Annotated in this window: 20 protein-coding genes; 19 read left to right on the top strand and 1 reads right to left on the bottom strand. The window is 58.5% G+C overall.

The features are described 5' to 3' along the window. The first annotated feature begins 78 nt into the window (after positions 1-78). The gene (locus tag AC2FI7_RS07865; RefSeq protein ID WP_010442787.1) at positions 79-1,242 is read left to right on the top strand and encodes an isovaleryl-CoA dehydrogenase; all 1,164 of its coding nucleotides are present in this window, start codon (positions 79-81) and stop codon (positions 1,240-1,242) included. A 47-nt stretch (positions 1,243-1,289) separates the two neighbouring features. On the opposite strand, the gene AC2FI7_RS07860 is transcribed toward AC2FI7_RS07865, so the two are convergent. Continuing rightward, a complete protein-coding gene (locus tag AC2FI7_RS07860) occupies positions 1,290-1,895 on the bottom strand; it encodes an OmpW/AlkL family protein (protein WP_496815689.1) in 606 nt (201 codons plus the stop codon). A 136-nt stretch (positions 1,896-2,031) separates the two neighbouring features. Here AC2FI7_RS07860 and AC2FI7_RS07855 point away from each other — a divergent pair, with 136 nt between their 5' ends. The 18 genes from AC2FI7_RS07855 to AC2FI7_RS07770 all read left to right on the top strand — a co-directional run bounded on the left by AC2FI7_RS07855 (position 2,032) and on the right by AC2FI7_RS07770 (position 16,500). Next, positions 2,032-3,558, top strand: coding sequence for an AMP-binding protein (locus AC2FI7_RS07855; RefSeq protein WP_010442785.1), 1,527 nt, complete (start codon positions 2,032-2,034; stop codon positions 3,556-3,558). Continuing rightward, a complete protein-coding gene (locus AC2FI7_RS07850) occupies positions 3,555-4,019 on the top strand; it encodes a lysozyme inhibitor LprI family protein (protein ID WP_010442784.1) in 465 nt (154 codons plus the stop codon). The genes AC2FI7_RS07855 and AC2FI7_RS07850 overlap by 4 nt, the downstream gene beginning before the upstream one ends. Then, entirely contained in the window at positions 4,016-5,623 is a 1,608-nt protein-coding gene (locus tag AC2FI7_RS07845; RefSeq protein WP_010442783.1) for a carboxyl transferase domain-containing protein, read from the top strand. Before AC2FI7_RS07850 ends, AC2FI7_RS07845 begins: the two co-directional genes overlap by 4 nt. A 1-nt stretch (position 5,624) precedes the next feature. Further along, positions 5,625-6,050 carry an ASCH domain-containing protein gene (locus AC2FI7_RS07840; RefSeq protein WP_010442782.1) on the top strand — a complete coding sequence of 142 codons (426 nt, stop codon included), beginning with the start codon at positions 5,625-5,627 and terminating at the stop codon, positions 6,048-6,050. A gap of 3 nt (positions 6,051-6,053) precedes the next feature. Then, positions 6,054-7,985, top strand: coding sequence for an acetyl/propionyl/methylcrotonyl-CoA carboxylase subunit alpha (locus AC2FI7_RS07835; RefSeq protein WP_496815648.1), 1,932 nt, complete (start codon positions 6,054-6,056; stop codon positions 7,983-7,985). A 79-nt stretch (positions 7,986-8,064) separates the two neighbouring features. Next, on the top strand, positions 8,065-8,919 hold the full coding sequence (locus tag AC2FI7_RS07830; protein ID WP_010442780.1) for a hydroxymethylglutaryl-CoA lyase: 855 nt from the start codon (positions 8,065-8,067) through the stop codon (positions 8,917-8,919). A gap of 2 nt (positions 8,920-8,921) precedes the next feature. Further along, positions 8,922-9,704 carry a crotonase/enoyl-CoA hydratase family protein gene (locus tag AC2FI7_RS07825; protein WP_010442779.1) on the top strand — a complete coding sequence of 261 codons (783 nt, stop codon included), beginning with the start codon at positions 8,922-8,924 and terminating at the stop codon, positions 9,702-9,704. A gap of 182 nt (positions 9,705-9,886) precedes the next feature. Continuing rightward, entirely contained in the window at positions 9,887-10,252 is a 366-nt protein-coding gene (locus AC2FI7_RS07820) for an NADH-quinone oxidoreductase subunit A (protein ID WP_010442778.1), read from the top strand. Beyond that, on the top strand, positions 10,243-10,776 hold the full coding sequence (locus AC2FI7_RS07815) for a NuoB/complex I 20 kDa subunit family protein (protein ID WP_010442777.1): 534 nt from the start codon (positions 10,243-10,245) through the stop codon (positions 10,774-10,776). The genes AC2FI7_RS07820 and AC2FI7_RS07815 overlap by 10 nt, the downstream gene beginning before the upstream one ends. A 12-nt stretch (positions 10,777-10,788) precedes the next feature. Continuing rightward, positions 10,789-11,394 (top strand): NADH-quinone oxidoreductase subunit C, encoded by a 606-nt coding sequence (locus AC2FI7_RS07810; protein ID WP_010442776.1) that lies wholly within the window; start codon positions 10,789-10,791, stop codon positions 11,392-11,394. Beyond that, the gene (locus tag AC2FI7_RS07805; protein WP_010442775.1) at positions 11,394-11,567 is read left to right on the top strand and encodes a hypothetical protein; all 174 of its coding nucleotides are present in this window, start codon (positions 11,394-11,396) and stop codon (positions 11,565-11,567) included. Before AC2FI7_RS07810 ends, AC2FI7_RS07805 begins: the two co-directional genes overlap by 1 nt. Further along, positions 11,567-11,692 (top strand): hypothetical protein, encoded by a 126-nt coding sequence (locus AC2FI7_RS07800; protein WP_010442774.1) that lies wholly within the window; start codon positions 11,567-11,569, stop codon positions 11,690-11,692. The genes AC2FI7_RS07805 and AC2FI7_RS07800 overlap by 1 nt, the downstream gene beginning before the upstream one ends. Then, positions 11,692-12,915 carry an NADH-quinone oxidoreductase subunit D gene (locus AC2FI7_RS07795; RefSeq protein WP_496815649.1) on the top strand — a complete coding sequence of 408 codons (1,224 nt, stop codon included), beginning with the start codon at positions 11,692-11,694 and terminating at the stop codon, positions 12,913-12,915. Before AC2FI7_RS07800 ends, AC2FI7_RS07795 begins: the two co-directional genes overlap by 1 nt. Next, the gene (gene nuoE, locus AC2FI7_RS07790; protein WP_496815650.1) at positions 12,915-14,015 is read left to right on the top strand and encodes an NADH-quinone oxidoreductase subunit NuoE; all 1,101 of its coding nucleotides are present in this window, start codon (positions 12,915-12,917) and stop codon (positions 14,013-14,015) included. The genes AC2FI7_RS07795 and nuoE overlap by 1 nt, the downstream gene beginning before the upstream one ends. Before the next feature lie 30 nt (positions 14,016-14,045). Then, the gene (locus AC2FI7_RS07785) at positions 14,046-14,267 is read left to right on the top strand and encodes a DUF5337 domain-containing protein (protein WP_010442771.1); all 222 of its coding nucleotides are present in this window, start codon (positions 14,046-14,048) and stop codon (positions 14,265-14,267) included. A gap of 12 nt (positions 14,268-14,279) precedes the next feature. Further along, complete coding sequence (nuoF, locus tag AC2FI7_RS07780) at positions 14,280-15,578, top strand: NADH-quinone oxidoreductase subunit NuoF (RefSeq protein WP_010442770.1); 1,299 nt, start codon at positions 14,280-14,282, stop codon at positions 15,576-15,578. Between the two features lie 5 nt (positions 15,579-15,583). Further along, positions 15,584-16,000: an MAPEG family protein gene (locus tag AC2FI7_RS07775; RefSeq protein WP_010442769.1), complete on the top strand. Its 417-nt coding sequence runs from the start codon at positions 15,584-15,586 to the stop codon at positions 15,998-16,000. Next, a complete protein-coding gene (locus AC2FI7_RS07770) occupies positions 15,997-16,500 on the top strand; it encodes a DUF3291 domain-containing protein (protein WP_010442768.1) in 504 nt (167 codons plus the stop codon). The genes AC2FI7_RS07775 and AC2FI7_RS07770 overlap by 4 nt, the downstream gene beginning before the upstream one ends. Positions 16,501-16,559: the final 59 nt, after the last annotated feature.

Genomic DNA, 16,559 nt, shown 5'->3' with positions numbered 1-16,559 from the left:
TCGTCGTTGACCGTAGGGGGAATCGCTGCTATTTGGTTATTGAACGCTTGTTCATTAATGCAATCGGAGGAGCCCTGCATGTTTATGGCCACAATGCAATTCGATCTGGGCGAGGACGTGAACGCCCTGCGTGAGATGGTTCACCGTTGGGCGCAGGAACGGGTCAAGCCGATGGCGGCCGAGATTGACGCCTCCAATGCCTTTCCGAACGAGCTGTGGAAAGAGATGGGCGATCTTGGCCTGCTGGGCGTCACCGTGCCAGAAGAGTATGGCGGTGCAGGAATGTCCTATCTGGCGCATACCATTGCAGTGGAAGAGGTGGCGCGCGCCTCGGCCTCGGTCTCGTTGTCTTATGGGGCGCATTCGAACCTGTGTGTGAACCAGATCAAGCTGAATGGGACGGATGAGCAGAAACAGAAATATCTGCCGCGCCTGATTTCGGGTGATCATGTGGGCGCGCTTGCAATGTCCGAGTCCTCGGCTGGGTCGGATGTGGTCTCGATGAAGCTGCGGGCGGAAAAGCGCAATGATCACTATCGCCTGAATGGCAACAAATATTGGATCACCAATGGGCCGGATGCAGATACTCTGGTCGTTTATGCCAAGACGGACCCCGAGGCCGGATCGAAGGGGATCACGGCTTTTTTGATCGAGAAAGAGATGAAGGGATTCTCGACGTCTCCGCATTTCGACAAGCTAGGGATGCGTGGTTCGAATACGGCTGAGCTGATCTTTGAAGACGTCGAAGTGCCGTTCGAGAATGTTCTGGGCGAAGAGGGCAGGGGTGTAGCCGTCCTGATGTCCGGTTTGGATTACGAGCGCGTCGTACTCGCTGGGATTGGGACAGGTATCATGGCGGCTTGTCTGGATGAGGTCATGCCCTATCTGGCCGAGCGCAAGCAATTCGGCAAGCCGATCGGGTCGTTCCAGCTGATGCAGGGCAAGATCGCTGACATGTACACCGCAATGAATTCAGCCCGGGCTTATGTCTACGAGGTCGCAAAAGCCTGTGATCGGGGGGATGTGACCCGACAGGATGCTGCAGCGTGCTGTCTTTATGCGTCGGAGCAGGCAATGGTGCAGGCGCATCAGGCCGTTCAGGCTTTGGGCGGGGCCGGGTTCCTGTCGGATTCGCCGGTCAGCCGGATTTTCCGTGATGCGAAGCTGATGGAGATCGGCGCGGGTACCAGCGAAATCCGCCGGATGCTGATTGGGCGCGAAATGATGAACAAGATGTTGTGACGAAAAACCCCGCAGTTCATTGAACCACGGGGCTTTTCGCGATTGGATCAGAAACGATGCACGTAGGACAGGCCAATCAGGAACGGGTCGATTTCGGCAGTGCCGATGTCGTTGCCGTCGAGTTTGACGTCCGAGTCGATGTCGAACCAGCGCACGTTCAGACGCACCGCGCCTTTCTCCGTGACCATGTAGTCCAGACCGGCCTGCAGCGAGACGCCAAAGGAATTGTCCAGATCCAAATCACCCAGGGGCGAGTCTTCTTCGAAGAAGATGGTGTAGTTCAGACCCGCGCCGACATAGGGTTTCCACGCGCTATTGGTCGGGAAATGATAGTTCAGCGAAAGGGTGGGCGGCAGGTGTTTGACGCTTCCGGCATCAACGCTGCCACCAAGAGTGACGTCATGTTTGTAGGGGGTCGAGGCCAGCAATTCGATCCCGAGGTTGTCCTGAACGAAGTACTCGACGGTGAAGATGGGGCGCGTGTCCGAGTCAACGTCGGCGTCAAACCCAGCGAGCGAGCCGTTATCGGATTTGGGATCCAGATAACCGACACCAACACCGACCGTCCAATCACCCTGCGATTGGGCGAATGCGGGGGCAGCCAGCGCGACAAGCACGGTGGAAAGGGTCAAAGCGGCGAGTTTCTTTGTCATATTCATGCCTTTGGTTGCGTCAATGTGGACCTTGTGGATGGCGCGATGCCGCCAAACTCTGATCTGCATCAATTTCGCATCGAAATTGCACCGATGAAGCATGGATCAACTGTCAGTAAAATAAGGGAGAATCTGAGTGTCTCCTGCTAGGGTCATACCGGGTCTGCGCAGTGATCAAATCTGGGCCATACCGGATCGATTGAATATGGCGCGACAGTGCCTTTCTCAGCCTTCAGAACAGGTTGCAATACTGGACCTGACGGCTTCTGATCCGCGTGAAGTTACGTTCGGCGATCTGGGTGAAATGGTAGATGGTATTGCGCGTGCTCTGATCAACGACGTCCGACCCGGCGATCGAGTGGGCGTGTTGCTGAGCCAGTCGCCCGGGTGTGCGGCGGCACATTTGGCAATCTGGAAAATCGGCGCGATTTCGGTACCCCTGTTCAAGTTGTTCAAACACGATGCGCTATCATCGCGTGTCGGTGACGCGGGCTTAAAATTTGTTTTGACAGATTCCGAAGGGGCCGCGCTTGTTGGTGATCTGGCCAAACCAGTGCTTGCCGATCAGATCGGGCAAGAGGGACCACCTGTCCCGTTTGCCGACACCAGCCCCGAGGAACCTGCGGTATTGATCTACACCTCTGGCACCACCGGGAGCCCAAAGGGGGCACTGCACGGGCACCGGGTACTGACGGGTCACCTGCCGGGCGTATCGATCAGCCACAATCATCTGCGTCAGGGCGATTGTCTGTGGACACCGGCCGATTGGGCCTGGATCGGCGGTCTGTTCGATGTGCTGATGCCCGGTCTAGCGCTGGGTGTACCGATCGTTGCGGCGAGGTTGGATAAGTTCACTCCCGAGGCCTGCGCGGATCTCGTCATGCGTGGCGGGGTACGGAATGTGTTCTTCCCGCCGACCGCCCTTCGTATGTTGAAAGCTGCGGACCAGACGATCCCCGGTTTGCGCTCGGTTGCGTCCGGCGGGGAGCCTCTGGGGGTCGAGATGTTGGCCTGGGGTAAAAAGGCGTTTGGCCTGACGATCAACGAATTTTACGGCCAGACCGAATGCAATATGGTCGTGTCCTCCTGTGCCGAGGATTTCCCAGCGCACCCCGGCTGTATCGGCAAGCCGGTGCCCGGGCATGAAGTTGCGGTGATTGATGGCGACGGCCGGCCGACCAATGAAGAGGGCGACGTCGCTATCCGGCGCGGCTCGGCCTCGATGATGCTGGAATACTGGAACCGGCCCGATGCGACGACTGAGAAGTTCCGTGGTGATTGGCTGATCACCGGAGACCGTGGCGTGTGGGAGGGCGACTATCTGCGCTTTGTCGGTCGCGATGATGACGTGATCACGTCGGCCGGATACCGCATCGGACCCGCTGAGATCGAAGATTGCCTGCTGACCCATCCGGCAGTGGCAACTGTGGGTGTGGTCGGTAAGCCTGATCCGCTGCGGACCGAGATCGTGAAGGCCTATGTGGTGTTGAAACCGGGCGCTGAGGCTGCGGAGCAGGAGTTGCAGGATTGGGTCAAGGACCGTCTGGCTCAGTACTCCTATCCGCGCGAGGTGGCGTTTCTGGACGAGTTGCCGATGACGGTGACGGGGAAGGTGATCCGCAAGGAGTTGAAGGCGCGGGCTGCGGGGGAGGTAATTACATGATGCGAATTGCAGTTGCTGCGATACTGGTTCCATCGCTTGTCTACGCTCAGGGCGCTTGGGTAGACCAGTCGTACATTCAACAGTGTTTTTCCCAGTCGCAGCAGGGCGATAGCTTGTCATCATGTCTAGGCGCAGCTGCCAATACCTGCCAAACGATACCGGGAAATGAAACAACCATTGGCATTACCGAATGTATTCAAGCTGAAACCCAAGTTTGGGATTCATTTCTGAACGAACAGTATAAACTGCGTAGGGCGGAACTGGCTGAGCAAAGTCCCGAACTTTCGGACCAGTTGCGAGATGCTCAACGCGCATGGATCGGGTTTCGGGACGCTGAATGCGCTCTGGCCTACGGCATATGGTCTGGTGGAACGATACGCTCGATTGTAGCCGCAAATTGCTTGCTGACCGAAACCGCTGAACGCGCTGTGGAATTGCGCGACTTGGGGAAGATGGAATGAAACTAAAATCCAAAGCCATACCAACCTCCGAGGGGTTCAAGGCGAACCGAGCTGCACATCTGGATGCGCTGGCACGTATCTCTGAGGCCGCCGAAGCCGCCCGCATGGGCGGAGGTGAGAGATCCCGCGCGCGGCATGAATCTCGGGGCAAGATGCTGCCGCGTCGCCGGGTGGCAAACCTTCTTGATCCGGGCTCTCCGTTTCTTGAAATCGGCGCGACGGCGGCGCATGGGATGTACGGGGGCGCCGCACCTTGTGCCGGGGTCATCGCCGGGATTGGCCGGGTGCAGGGACGCGAGGTCATGGTGGTGTGCAACGATGCCACCGTGAAGGGCGGTACTTACTATCCGATGACGGTCAAGAAACACCTGCGCGCGCAGGAGATTGCTGAGGAAAACCATCTGCCCTGCATCTATCTGGTCGATAGCGGTGGTGCCAACCTGCCCAATCAGGATGAAGTGTTCCCCGACCGAGACCACTTTGGCCGCATCTTTTACAATCAGGCGCGGATGAGCGCGAAGGGGATCGCTCAGATCGCTGTTGTCATGGGATCCTGTACGGCGGGCGGGGCCTATGTGCCCGCGATGTCTGATGTGACGATCATCGTGAAAGAGCAGGGGACAATCTTTCTGGCCGGGCCACCTCTGGTCAAGGCGGCGACGGGAGAGGTCGTCAGCGCCGAGGATCTGGGCGGCGGTGATGTACACACGCGCCTGTCGGGTGTGGCGGATTATCTGGCCGAGGATGATGCGCATGCGTTGGCTCTGGCCCGGCGCGCCGTCGGGTCGTTGGGCGGTGCCGGGCTGAAGCCCGGCCTACGGTTCGAGGCATCCGAGGAGCCAGATTACGACCCAGAAGAGGTACTTGGCGTTGTCCCTGCTGATCTGAGAACCCCCTATGACATTCGGGAGGTGATTGCGCGTCTGGTCGATGGCTCTCGGTTTGATGAGTTCAAGCCGCGTTTTGGCGAGACGCTGGTGACCGGTTTCGCCCATGTCAAAGGCTGCCCGGTTGGGATCATCGCCAACAATGGCGTGCTGTTTTCCGAGGCCGCGCAGAAGGGCGCGCATTTTGTCGAGCTGTGTTCTCAGCGCAAAACACCGCTGGTATTCCTGCAGAACATCACCGGCTTCATGGTTGGCCGCAAATACGAAAACGAAGGCATCGCGCGGCATGGGGCCAAGATGGTTACGGCGGTGGCGACGACGAGCGTTCCCAAGATCACCATGCTGGTCGGCGGTTCTTTCGGAGCTGGAAACTACGGCATGGCAGGTCGCGCCTATCAGCCTCGTTTCCTGTGGACCTGGCCGAATTCGCGCATCTCGGTGATGGGGGGCGAGCAGGCTGCGGGCGTTCTTGCCACCGTCAAGCGCGACGGGATCGAACGGCAGGGCGGCACGTGGTCGGCTGAAGAGGAAGCCGAGTTCAAACGTCCGACGCTGGACATGTTCGAGGAACAATCCCACCCGCTTTATGCTTCGGCCCGGCTCTGGGATGACGGCATCATCGACCCACGCAAAAGCCGCGACGTGTTGGCCTTGTCGCTGAGTGCTGCACTGAACGCCCCGATTGAGGAGACACGTTTCGGCGTGTTCAGGATGTAAGATGAGCGTTTCATTGAATGACGTCATGGCCCGCTATCCGGGTGCTCAGACTTTCAAGTTTGGTGACAACGCATCGCTGAGTGCTGAGCTGCTGGCGTTGGTGCGATCAGGCCGAAAAACGGCAACCTGTGGTGCGTTACGTGACTACCCCGATGGCAGTGCTGACACCCCCGTTGTTGGGCGGCAGGATATTGCGCTGGAATGGGATGATCGCCCGGCTTTGGTGATCGAAACGGTCGAGGTCTCGACCTGCCGATATTGCGATGTGACCGAAGACTTCGCATTGGCCGAGGGTGAGAATGAAACGCTTGAGGGGTGGCGCGAGGATCATCGCCGGTATTTCGAACGAAATGGCGGGTTTGATCCCGAGATGGAATTGCTGTGCGAACGGTTCCGCCTTGTCGAAGATCTGGCGGCTGAGGGGTAAGCTATGTTCAACAAAATCCTGATTGCTAACCGAGGCGAGATTGCTTGTCGGGTGATGGAAACGGCTCAGAAGATGGGTGTGTCCTGCGTGGCTGTGTATTCGGATGCCGATGCCTCGGCCAAGCATGTGCAGATGGCGGATGAGGCCGTGCATATCGGCGGCGCGGCCCCAGCTGACAGTTATCTGAAGGGTGATGTGATCATTCAGGCGGCGCTGGATACAGGCGCGCAGGCGATCCACCCGGGCTATGGCTTTCTGTCCGAGAATCCAGATTTCGTGGATGCGGTTGAGGCGGCAGGCCTGACCTTCATCGGACCATCGGCGGACGCGATCCGCAAGATGGGCCTTAAGGACGCAGCAAAGGTTCTGATGGAGCAGGCGGGCGTTCCGGTTGTGCCCGGCTATCATGGCGACAATCAAGACCCCGAACACCTAGCAGGCGCGGCGGAAACCATTGGTTATCCTGTTCTGATCAAAGCTGTTGCAGGCGGTGGCGGCAAAGGGATGCGTCTAGTCGAGAAGCCCGAGGAGTTCTCGGCTGCTTTGGACAGCGCGCGCGGTGAGGCCAAGACGGCCTTCGGTAACGATGCCGTGCTGGTCGAGAAATTCGTCGCCAAACCACGTCATATCGAGGTGCAGGTATTCGGTGACGGCACCCAAGCGGTGCATCTGTTTGAACGCGACTGCTCGTTGCAGCGGCGGCACCAGAAGGTGATCGAAGAGGCTCCGGCCCCCGGCATGACCGCTGAAATGCGCGAAGCGATGGGGCAGGCGGGCGTGCGTGCGGCAGAGGCGATTGGATACAAGGGCGCAGGGACGGTTGAGTTCATCGTCGATGCTTCGGACGGGTTACGCCCGGATCGGTTTTGGTTCATGGAGATGAACACGCGCCTGCAAGTCGAACATCCGGTGACCGAGGCAATAACGGGTGTCGATCTGGTCGAATGGCAGTTGCAGGTAGCTGCGGGTGAAAGCCTGCCGAAACAGCAGGGTGATTTGTCGATCAACGGGCATTCCTTTGAGGCGCGGCTTTATGCCGAGGACGTTCCCAAGGGTTTTCTGCCCGCGACGGGTACGCTGACCCATCTGCACTTCCCGCCGGAGTGCCGCGCCGATAGCGGCGTGCGGGCTGGGGATACGATCAGCCCTTGGTACGATCCCATGATTGCCAAGGTCGTGGTGCATGGCCCGACGCGAGCGGTTGCTTTGGAAAGCCTGCACCGCGTCTTGCGCCAAACCGAAGTTGCCGGGACGGTAACCAACCTTGCGTTTCTTGGGGCTCTGACGCGGCACAGCGGGTTTGCGTCGGGCGACGTGGATACCGGGCTGATCGGGCGAGACCTTGACGATCTTGTGCAGGAAGCTGGCGCAAGCAACGCGTCAACCGTGGCTGCAGCGATGACGGCGCTGGGTCTGGCCGAGACGGTATCAGAAACGGGCTTTACCCTATGGGCGCCATTACATCGCGCTGCGCAATTGCTGCGGGATGGAGAGGTTGTTGATCTGGATGTCCAGGTCGAAGGTCCGGATCGGCAGGTTTGGGAGATCGAAGGCACGCAGCTAATCGCGCAACGCCGTGGCGCTGGCTGGACCATCGATGGGACACCTATGCCAAATGTTGTCATGGCCGGGTCTCAGGTCACAGTATTTGACGACTATGGGCAGGTGTTTGAGGTTGTTGATCCTCTGGACCGCGACGCAAGCGCGGGGGGCGACACCAATGTGATCGAGGCGCCGATGCCAGGTCTGGTCAAAGCCGTCTTTGCCTCGGCAGGGCTGGAGGTGAAGGAAGGCGACCGGCTGGCCATTCTGGAAGCGATGAAGATGGAGCATTCTCTGCTGGCCGCCCGCGATGGCGTGGTCGCAGAAGTGCTGGCCGAAGCGGGCGCACAGGTCGAGGCTGGGGCAGCGCTGGTTCGGTTGGCCGAGGATTGATCTGTTCGGCCCGTGGATTGCGTGGCACAGTCGGGCCATCCGTAATTGAAACGATAAGAAACCGGGAAGGGATGCGCTGATGAAAGAACGGGTCGAGATTTTCGAGGTCGGGCCACGCGACGGCCTGCAGAACGAGCAGCGCGAGATCCCGGTGGCAAAAAAAATCGCCTTGGTCGATTGCCTCAGCCGTTGCGGGTTCAACCGGATTGAGGTTGCAAGCTTTGTCTCACCCAAATGGGTGCCGCAAATGGCGGGCAGCGGTGAGGTTCTGGCCGGAATAACGCGGACTGAAGGCGTACGCTATGCGGCGCTGACGCCGAATTTGCGCGGGTATGAGGATGCCTTGGCGGCCAAGGCGGATGAGATCGCGGTGTTTGCGTCAGCGTCCGAGGGGTTCTCGAAAGCGAATATCAACGCGACCATCGCTGAATCCATCGAACGGTTCGTGCCGATCCTTGAGGCCGCGCGGCATATCGATTTGCCCGTGCGTGGTTATGTGTCCTGCGTGACTGATTGCCCCTATGACGGCCCGACCCCGCCTGAAAAAGTGGCTGAGGTGGCGGACGCATTGTTCGCGCATGGCTGCTACGAGATTTCGCTGGGCGATACGATTGGGCAGGGGACCCCGGACAAGATCGCGCATATGCTGTTGGCCGTGCGCGAACGGGTCCCGGTCACTCGGCTTGCTGGGCATTTCCATGACACCAACGGGCGGGCGATCGACAATATCGATGCTTCTTTGGCGCTGGGTGTACGGGTGTTTGATGCCGCCGTCGGCGGGCTTGGGGGTTGCCCCTATGCGCCAGGTGCAGCGGGTAATGTGGCAACCGAAGCGGTGGCCGCGCATCTGGAACGGTTGGGATATGAAACCGGGTTGGACGCGTCTGTGCTGGAAGAAGCTGCAGACATGGCGCGGGCTATGCGAGCGGAATAGAAATGTACGAAACGATAACTTTAAAGACAGATGGTCGCGGCGTAGCCACGTTAACGCTGGATCGACCAGAGAAGCACAATGCGCTGTCGGCGCAGATGATTGCTGAACTGACACAAGCCGCCGGGCAACTGGCCAGTGATGAAGCTGTCCGGGTGGTGGTTCTGGCCGCGTCAGGCAAAAGCTTTTGCGCCGGGGGTGATCTGGGTTGGATGCAGGCGCAAATGGCCGCCGATCCCGATACGCGCTTCACCGAGGCGCGCAAGCTGGCCGAGATGCTGAATGCCCTGAATACGCTGCCCAAGCCTCTGATTGGCGCATTGCAGGGCAATGCGTTTGGTGGTGGAGTGGGAATGGCCTCGGTCTGTGATGTGGCGATCGGGGTGGATAGCCTGAAGATGGGCCTGACCGAAACGCGACTTGGCCTGATCCCGGCCACGATTGGCCCCTATGTTATTGCTCGTATGGGTGAGGCAAGGTCGCGGCGGGTCTTCATGTCCGCACGTCTCTTTGATGCAGCGGAGGCTGTCGAGCTGGGCTTGTTGGCGTGCGCGGTGCCCGCTGATGCCTTGGCAGAGGCGGTCGAGGCCGAAGTGCGTCCCTATCTATCCTGCGCGCCAGGCGCTGTTTCTTCGGCAAAGCAATTGATCCAATCGCTGGGACCACGCATTGACGATGCTGTGATCGACCACACCATTCGACAGCTGGTAACGCGTTGGGAAACCGACGAGGCGCAAGAGGGAATCAGGGCCTTTTTCGACAAACGAAAACCTGCATGGAATAGGTAGGTTTAGCCGCGTCGGGCCGTTTCAAGGTATTCTAAGCCATAGCCTGCTGGGCGATTGTAATAATGCCCATCTGCGCGTTTCTGTTCGGTTGACCCTCTGACCCCACAGAGATAGAGAATGTCCAGTCAACACGCCAATTGACGGCGCACCCTTTCGGGACATGCGCAGGAAAGGAGCTATACGTGGAAGACCTGTTGCGGGAGTACCTCCCGATCCTGGTGTTTCTGGCCGTCGCTGTAGGCCTTGGAATCGTCTTGATTCTCGCTGCTGTGGTGCTTGCCGTCCGCAATCCAGACCCTGAAAAAGTCAGTGCATATGAATGTGGCTTTAACGCATTCGACGATGCGCGGATGAAATTCGACGTCCGATTCTATCTGGTCGCGATTCTCTTCATCATCTTCGATCTGGAAATCGCCTTCCTGTTTCCTTGGGCCGTTGGCTTCAAAGACATCAGCGATGTTGGGTTTTGGTCCATGATGGTGTTTCTGGCGGTGCTGACCATCGGCTTTGCCTATGAATGGAAGAAAGGGGCCCTGGAATGGGAGTGATGACGGGCGCAAACACCGCGGGCGTCGACAAAGAAGTCGCCACCCAGGCCCTGAACGCCGAGCTGCAGGACAAAGGTTTCCTGCTGACCTCGACCGAAGACATCATCAACTGGGCCCGTACCGGTAGCTTGCACTGGATGACCTTTGGTCTGGCCTGCTGCGCGGTCGAGATGATGCATACCTCGATGCCGCGTTATGATGCGGAACGGTTTGGCATTGCCCCCCGAGCGTCCCCGCGTCAGTCGGATGTGATGATCGTGGCCGGAACCCTGACCAACAAGATGGCCCCAGCGCTGCGTAAAGTTTACGACCAGATGCCCGAGCCGCGCTATGTGATCTCGATGGGCTCCTGCGCCAATGGCGGTGGTTATTACCACTATTCCTATTCTGTCGTGCGCGGTTGCGACCGGGTTGTTCCGGTGGACATCTACGTGCCCGGCTGCCCTCCAACCGCTGAGGCGTTGCTGTATGGCCTGATGCAGTTGCAGCGCAAAATACGCCGTACCGGCACCATTGTACGCTGAGGGAGAGGGCAGATGAGCGAAACACTCAAAGAACTCGGCGCGCAGTTGGAGCTAAAACGAACCGATTGCGTTCTGTCCTGGGACGTGACGCATGGTGAGCTGAACGTCGATGTGGCCCCGTCGAATCTTGTGGAATTCATCGAATTCCTGAAGTCTGACCGCAGTTGCCAGTTCTCAACGCTGGTGGACATTACCGGTGTCGACTACCCCGAACGCGCCAAGCGGTTTGATGTGGTTTATCACTTTCTGTCGATGTACCAGAACCAGCGCATCCGCCTGCGGGTGTCGATCCGTGAAGAAGATATGGTGCCTTCAATTGTCGACGTTCATCCCTCGGCCAACTGGTTCGAGCGTGAGGTGTTCGACATGTTCGGCATCTTGTTCTCGGGTCATCCCGATTTGCGGCGCATCCTGACCGACTATGGGTTCCGCGGCTATCCGCTGCGCAAGGATTTTCCGACCACCGGTTATACCGAAGTTCGCTACGACGAGGCGCAAAAGCGCGTGGTCTATGAACCAGTGTCGCTGGTGCAGGAATACCGTCAGTTTGATTTCATGTCCCCGTGGGAAGGTGCGAACTACATTCTTCCGGGGGATGAAAAACAGGAGACTGAATAATGGGTGGCATCTGGTGGCTGATCCTGTCTGCACTGACCATCATTCCGATGGTGAAGATATTGCCGTTTTTCGGGATCAACAAATACTGGTGCCTGCTCTGTCTGGTTCCCTTTGGCACGATCGCGTTGCTGTGGTGGGTCGGGCTTAAACTGCAAGAGCTGGAGCGTCGCTGATGGGTCTGGGGGAGCTGATCGCGTTGGGGGCGCTGGGGGTTCTGCTGGCCGGGGCTGCTGCCAAAGCGGCTGAGGCGGAAAAGGTCCGGGTTCGGGCCGAAGCGAAGAAGAAACGAGGGCGTTGATGGACGGCTCAAGATACGATGACAGCAGCACGGACGCGCTGAGCGGGGAACAGAAGATCCGCAACTTCAACATCAACTTCGGCCCGCAACACCCTGCGGCGCACGGAGTTCTGCGTCTTGTGCTTGAGCTGGACGGTGAGATCGTCGAGCGTTGTGATCCGCATATCGGCCTGCTGCACCGTGGCACCGAAAAGCTGATGGAAAGCCGGACGTATCTGCAGAACCTGCCGTATTTCGACCGGCTGGATTACGTGGCGCCGATGAACCAGGAACATGCGTGGTGTCTGGCCATCGAAAAGCTGACCGGGGTTGAAGTGCCGCGTCGCGGTTCTCTGATCCGGGTCCTCTATTCCGAGATCGGCCGTATTCTTAACCACCTGTTGAACGTGACCACTCAGGCCATGGACGTCGGCGCGCTGACCCCACCGCTTTGGGGCTTTGAAGAGCGCGAAAAGCTGATGGTGTTCTACGAGCGTGCCTGCGGTGCCCGCCTGCACGCAGCTTATTTCCGCCCCGGTGGCGTTCATCAGGACCTGCCGCCGGAACTGCTGGACGATATCGAGGCGTGGAGCCACGAATTCCCCGCTGTTCTCGATGATATCGACGGTCTGCTGACCGAAAACCGCATCTTCAAACAGCGCAACGCCGATATCGGTGTGGTGACTGAGGATGACATTCAAAAATACGGCTTCTCGGGCGTTATGGTCCGTGGCTCGGGTCTGGCATGGGACCTGCGTCGCGCGCAGCCCTATGAATGCTATGACGAGTTCGAGTTCCAGATTCCCGTCGGCAAGAACGGTGACTGCTATGACCGTTATCTGGTGCGCATGGAAGAGATGCGCCAGTCGCTGCTGATCATCCGCCAGGCCATCGCCAAAATTCGCGACTGCCCAGGCGACGTTCTGGCACGCGGCAAGATCACCCCGCCGAAACGCTCAGACATGAAGACCTCGATGGAAAGCCTGATCCATCACTTCAAGCTTTATACCGAAGGCTTCCACGTCCCCGCGGGCGAAGTCTACGCCGCCGTCGAGGCCCCCAAGGGCGAATTCGGCGTCTATCTGGTCGCCGACGGCACCAACAAACCCTATCGCGCCAAACTCCGCGCGCCGGGGTTCCTGCATCTACAAGCCATGGACCACGTTGCCGGAGGCCACCAACTGGCCGACGTCGCCGCGATTATCGGCACCATGGACGTCGTATTTGGAGAGATTGACCGCTAATGCTCCGCCGTCTTCACGCCGAACAACCCGAAAGTTTCGCCTTCACCGCTGCTAACCAGCAATGGGCCGAAGCGCAAATAACCAAATATCCCGAGGGGCGTCAGGCCAGTGCGGTCATCCCGCTGCTGTGGCGCGCGCAGGAGCAGGAGGGCTGGTTGAGCCGTCCGGCGATCGAATCGGTCGCCGACATGCTTGGTATGGCCTATATCCGCGTGCTTGAGGTTGCTTCGTTCTACTTCATGTTCCAACTGCAGCCGGTTGGTTCGGTCGCGCATATTCAGGTGTGCGGCACGACATCCTGCCTGATCTGCGGAGCAGAGGATCTGATTGCTGTCTGCAAGGAAAAGATCGCTGCAAAGCCGCATGAACTGTCCGATGACGGCAAGCTGAGCTGGGAAGAGGTTGAATGCCTTGGGTCCTGCACCAACGCGCCGATGGCTCAGATCGGCAAGGATTACTACGAAGACCTGACGACCGAGAGCTTTGGCAAGATTCTTGATGATCTGGTGTCGGGCAAAGTGCCGACTCCGGGTCCGCAGAATGGTCGGTATGCGGCGGAACCTCTGAAAGGGCTGACCAGCCTGACGGAGTATGACAGTGGCCGGACGCAATACAACGCCAGTGTTCAGCTTGCGAGCGAACTGGGCGATACCGTCAAGCGTATTGACGGAACCGAGGTTCCAATCCTGACCCCGTGGCTGGGCAAGGATGGCAAAGCTGCTGCAACCAAAGCTGCTCCGAAACCGCCAAAAGCGCCAGCCTCGGCGAAACCTGCAGTGAAACAGGCAGCTGAGGCGAAAGCGGCGAAAGAGGAACAGCCCGAAACGCTGTCTGTTGCACGGGATGGCAAGCCTGATGATCTGAAAATGCTGAAGGGCGTAGGTCCAAAGCTGGAAGAGACTCTGAACGAGCTGGGCTTTTTCCACTTCGACCAGATTGCTGCATGGACATCAGAGCATGTGGCCTGGGTCGACACGCGCCTGAAATTCAAAGGCCGGATCGAACGGGACGGATGGATCGAACAGGCTGCAAAACTGGCAGCTGGTGAAGAAACCGAATTCGCTAAACGTGCCAAGGAAGATGGCACTTACGAGGACTAAGCAGGTGCCCGTGCGGGGCACCAGGACGAGATGGATAAAGACAGGGAACACGCCATAGCCCGCAAGGGTCGTCACATAGGCATCGTCATCGCCGTTACGATGGTGCTTTGGCTTGGCATGACCTTGTTCATAGGCCCCGCAATGGGTTTGCCGGGGCGCTATGCGCTGCTGTTTGATTTCGCTGCTCTTGCGGGATTCATCTATGCAGGTGTGAACATATTTCAACTCTGGCGCATGCGTCAGGACAGCTGAAGGTAAGACATGATGCTGAAGGATCAGGACCGGATCTTTACCAACATCTACGGGATGCATGAGCGCACGCTGAAAGGCGCGCAAGCCCGCGGGCATTGGGACGGCACAGCTGGCCTGATCAAAAATGGCCGTGACTGGATCATCCAGACAATGAAGGATTCGGGGCTGCGCGGTCGCGGCGGGGCGGGCTTCCCTACCGGCTTGAAATGGTCGTTCATGCCCAAAGAAAGCGACGGACGTCCGGCCTATCTGGTTGTGAACGCAGATGAATCCGAGCCGGGCACCTGCAAAGACCGCGAGATTATGCGTCATGATCCGCACACGCTGATCGAGGGGTGCCTGATCGCGTCTTTCGCAATGAACGCGCATACTTGCTACATCTACCTGCGCGGCGAATACATCCGCGAGCGTGAGGCTCTGCAGGCCGCGATTGACGAAGCCTATGACGCGGGTCTGCTTGGGAAGAATGCCGCTGGTTCCGGCTGGGATTTCGACTTGTTCCTGCATCACGGGGCGGGTGCGTATATCTGCGGCGAGGAAACAGCTCTGATTGAAAGCCTTGAGGGCAAGAAGGGCATGCCGCGGATGAAGCCTCCGTTCCCGGCAGGCGCGGGCCTTTATGGCTGCCCGACCACGGTGAACAATGTGGAATCGATTGCCGTTGTGCCGACCATCCTGCGCCGGGGCGCCGACTGGTTTGCAGGCTTTGGCCGTCAGAACAACGCGGGCACAAAGCTGTTTGCGATCTCGGGCCATGTGAACAACCCCTGTGTCGTCGAAGAAGCGATGTCGATTTCCTTCGAAGAACTGATTGAAACCCATTGCGGCGGTATTCGCGGCGGCTGGGACAATCTGCTGGCGGTGATCCCCGGTGGCTCGTCGGTGCCGTGCGTGCGCGGCGAAAACATGCGCGATGCGATCATGGATTTCGATTATCTGCGCGGAGAGTTGGGTTCGGGTCTGGGTACAGCCGCTGTGATTGTGATGGACAAGTCCACGGATATCATCAAAGCGATCTGGCGGTTGTCGAAGTTCTACAAGCACGAAAGCTGTGGTCAGTGCACGCCTTGCCGTGAAGGCACTGGCTGGATGATGCGTGTGATGGATCGTCTTGTACGTGGCGAAGCCGAGCTGGAGGAGATCGATATGCTCTTCGACGTCACCAAACAGGTCGAGGGCCACACAATCTGCGCGCTTGGCGATGCCGCCGCTTGGCCAATCCAAGGCCTTATCCGTAATTTCCGGGAAGAGATCGAAGACCGCATCAAGGCTCAGAAATCGGGCCGTATGGGTGCGATGGCAGCGGAGTAAACCTGATGGAAGCCTACGCCGAATATTCCCACGCAATTGCGTCATTGGTGATTTTCACCCTGATCGTTTTGTTCATGTCGCCGTTTTCGGCGCTCGCAAAAGCCGGCAAGGGGCTGGCACCAGGGGCGACCCCGGATCAGGACTATTCTGACAAGGCTTATCGTTTGAACCGCGCGTATCTGAACGGTACTGAAACGCTGCCTGCGTTTTTGACCGTTACAGTTGCGGCAATTCTGCTGGGTGTCAGCCCGTTCTGGGTGAACCTGCTGGCCTCGGTCGCGCTGTTAGCGCGGGTGGTCATGCTGGTGATCCATCTGCGCGGGATCGGCAAACCGCATAGCGGGGTTCGCTCTGTGTCTTATGTAGTTGGGTGGGCCTGCATGGCCGTTCTCGGCCTTATGGCATTGGTGGCTGCATTTTGATCCAGCCCGACGGATATCACTTGGCCGAATTGAATGTTGGTCGTTTGTTGGCGCCTACCGACGATCCACGCGTGGCCGAATTCATGGCCAACCTTGACCGCGTTAACGGACTCGGCAAGCGGATGCCGGGCTTTGTCTGGATGATGGAAGGTTCAGGTGAACCAGGAACCGGAAATACCGAAAACAGCATCGGAAGCGATCCGCAGTTTGTCGCAAATCTAACGGTCTGGGAAGATGTCGCCAGCCTTGAGAAGTTTGTTTGGGGTACCATCCACAAGCAGTTCTACGAACGTCGGCAAGAATGGTTCGAAATACTCGGCGAGCAACATTTTGTCATGTGGTGGGTGCCCAATGGTCACCAGCCTAGTTTGGAAGAAGCGCTGGAACGACTAGAGACGTTGCGCACAAAAGGTGCGAGCGAAAGTGCCTTTGGATGGGCAGAATTGAAACAGGCCAGCATGTGGCGCGACCACCGTTGCGTTCAGGTCGCGGCAGAGTAAGGGGATGGTGATGGACACGATATCCCAGACGCACCGGCAGATACCGCATGCGCCAGCCA

Source organism: Ruegeria sp. YTSA064, from assembly GCF_059610325.1.
The sequence above is the reverse complement of the archived record's forward strand: the minus strand, read 5'-3'. Positions and strand labels throughout refer to the sequence as shown.

Bases quoted from the DNA above. Each gene is read 5' to 3' on its own strand.
- AC2FI7_RS07865 (WP_010442787.1), top strand. From the start codon at position 79: ATGTTTATGGCCACAATGCAATTCGATCTGGGCGAGGACGTGAACGCC.
- AC2FI7_RS07860 (WP_496815689.1), bottom strand. From the start codon at position 1,895: ATGACAAAGAAACTCGCCGCTTTGACCCTTTCCACCGTGCTTGTCGCG.
- AC2FI7_RS07850 (WP_010442784.1), top strand. From the start codon at position 3,555: ATGATGCGAATTGCAGTTGCTGCGATACTGGTTCCATCGCTTGTCTAC.
- AC2FI7_RS07845 (WP_010442783.1), top strand. From the start codon at position 4,016: ATGAAACTAAAATCCAAAGCCATACCAACCTCCGAGGGGTTCAAGGCG.
- AC2FI7_RS07840 (WP_010442782.1), top strand. From the start codon at position 5,625: ATGAGCGTTTCATTGAATGACGTCATGGCCCGCTATCCGGGTGCTCAG.
- AC2FI7_RS07835 (WP_496815648.1), top strand. From the start codon at position 6,054: ATGTTCAACAAAATCCTGATTGCTAACCGAGGCGAGATTGCTTGTCGG.
- AC2FI7_RS07830 (WP_010442780.1), top strand. From the start codon at position 8,065: ATGAAAGAACGGGTCGAGATTTTCGAGGTCGGGCCACGCGACGGCCTG.
- AC2FI7_RS07825 (WP_010442779.1), top strand. From the start codon at position 8,922: ATGTACGAAACGATAACTTTAAAGACAGATGGTCGCGGCGTAGCCACG.
- AC2FI7_RS07815 (WP_010442777.1), top strand. From the start codon at position 10,243: ATGGGAGTGATGACGGGCGCAAACACCGCGGGCGTCGACAAAGAAGTC.
- AC2FI7_RS07810 (WP_010442776.1), top strand. From the start codon at position 10,789: ATGAGCGAAACACTCAAAGAACTCGGCGCGCAGTTGGAGCTAAAACGA.
- AC2FI7_RS07805 (WP_010442775.1), top strand. From the start codon at position 11,394: ATGGGTGGCATCTGGTGGCTGATCCTGTCTGCACTGACCATCATTCCG.
- AC2FI7_RS07800 (WP_010442774.1), top strand. From the start codon at position 11,567: ATGGGTCTGGGGGAGCTGATCGCGTTGGGGGCGCTGGGGGTTCTGCTG.
- AC2FI7_RS07795 (WP_496815649.1), top strand. From the start codon at position 11,692: ATGGACGGCTCAAGATACGATGACAGCAGCACGGACGCGCTGAGCGGG.
- nuoE (WP_496815650.1), top strand. From the start codon at position 12,915: ATGCTCCGCCGTCTTCACGCCGAACAACCCGAAAGTTTCGCCTTCACC.
- AC2FI7_RS07785 (WP_010442771.1), top strand. From the start codon at position 14,046: ATGGATAAAGACAGGGAACACGCCATAGCCCGCAAGGGTCGTCACATA.
- nuoF (WP_010442770.1), top strand. From the start codon at position 14,280: ATGCTGAAGGATCAGGACCGGATCTTTACCAACATCTACGGGATGCAT.
- AC2FI7_RS07775 (WP_010442769.1), top strand. From the start codon at position 15,584: ATGGAAGCCTACGCCGAATATTCCCACGCAATTGCGTCATTGGTGATT.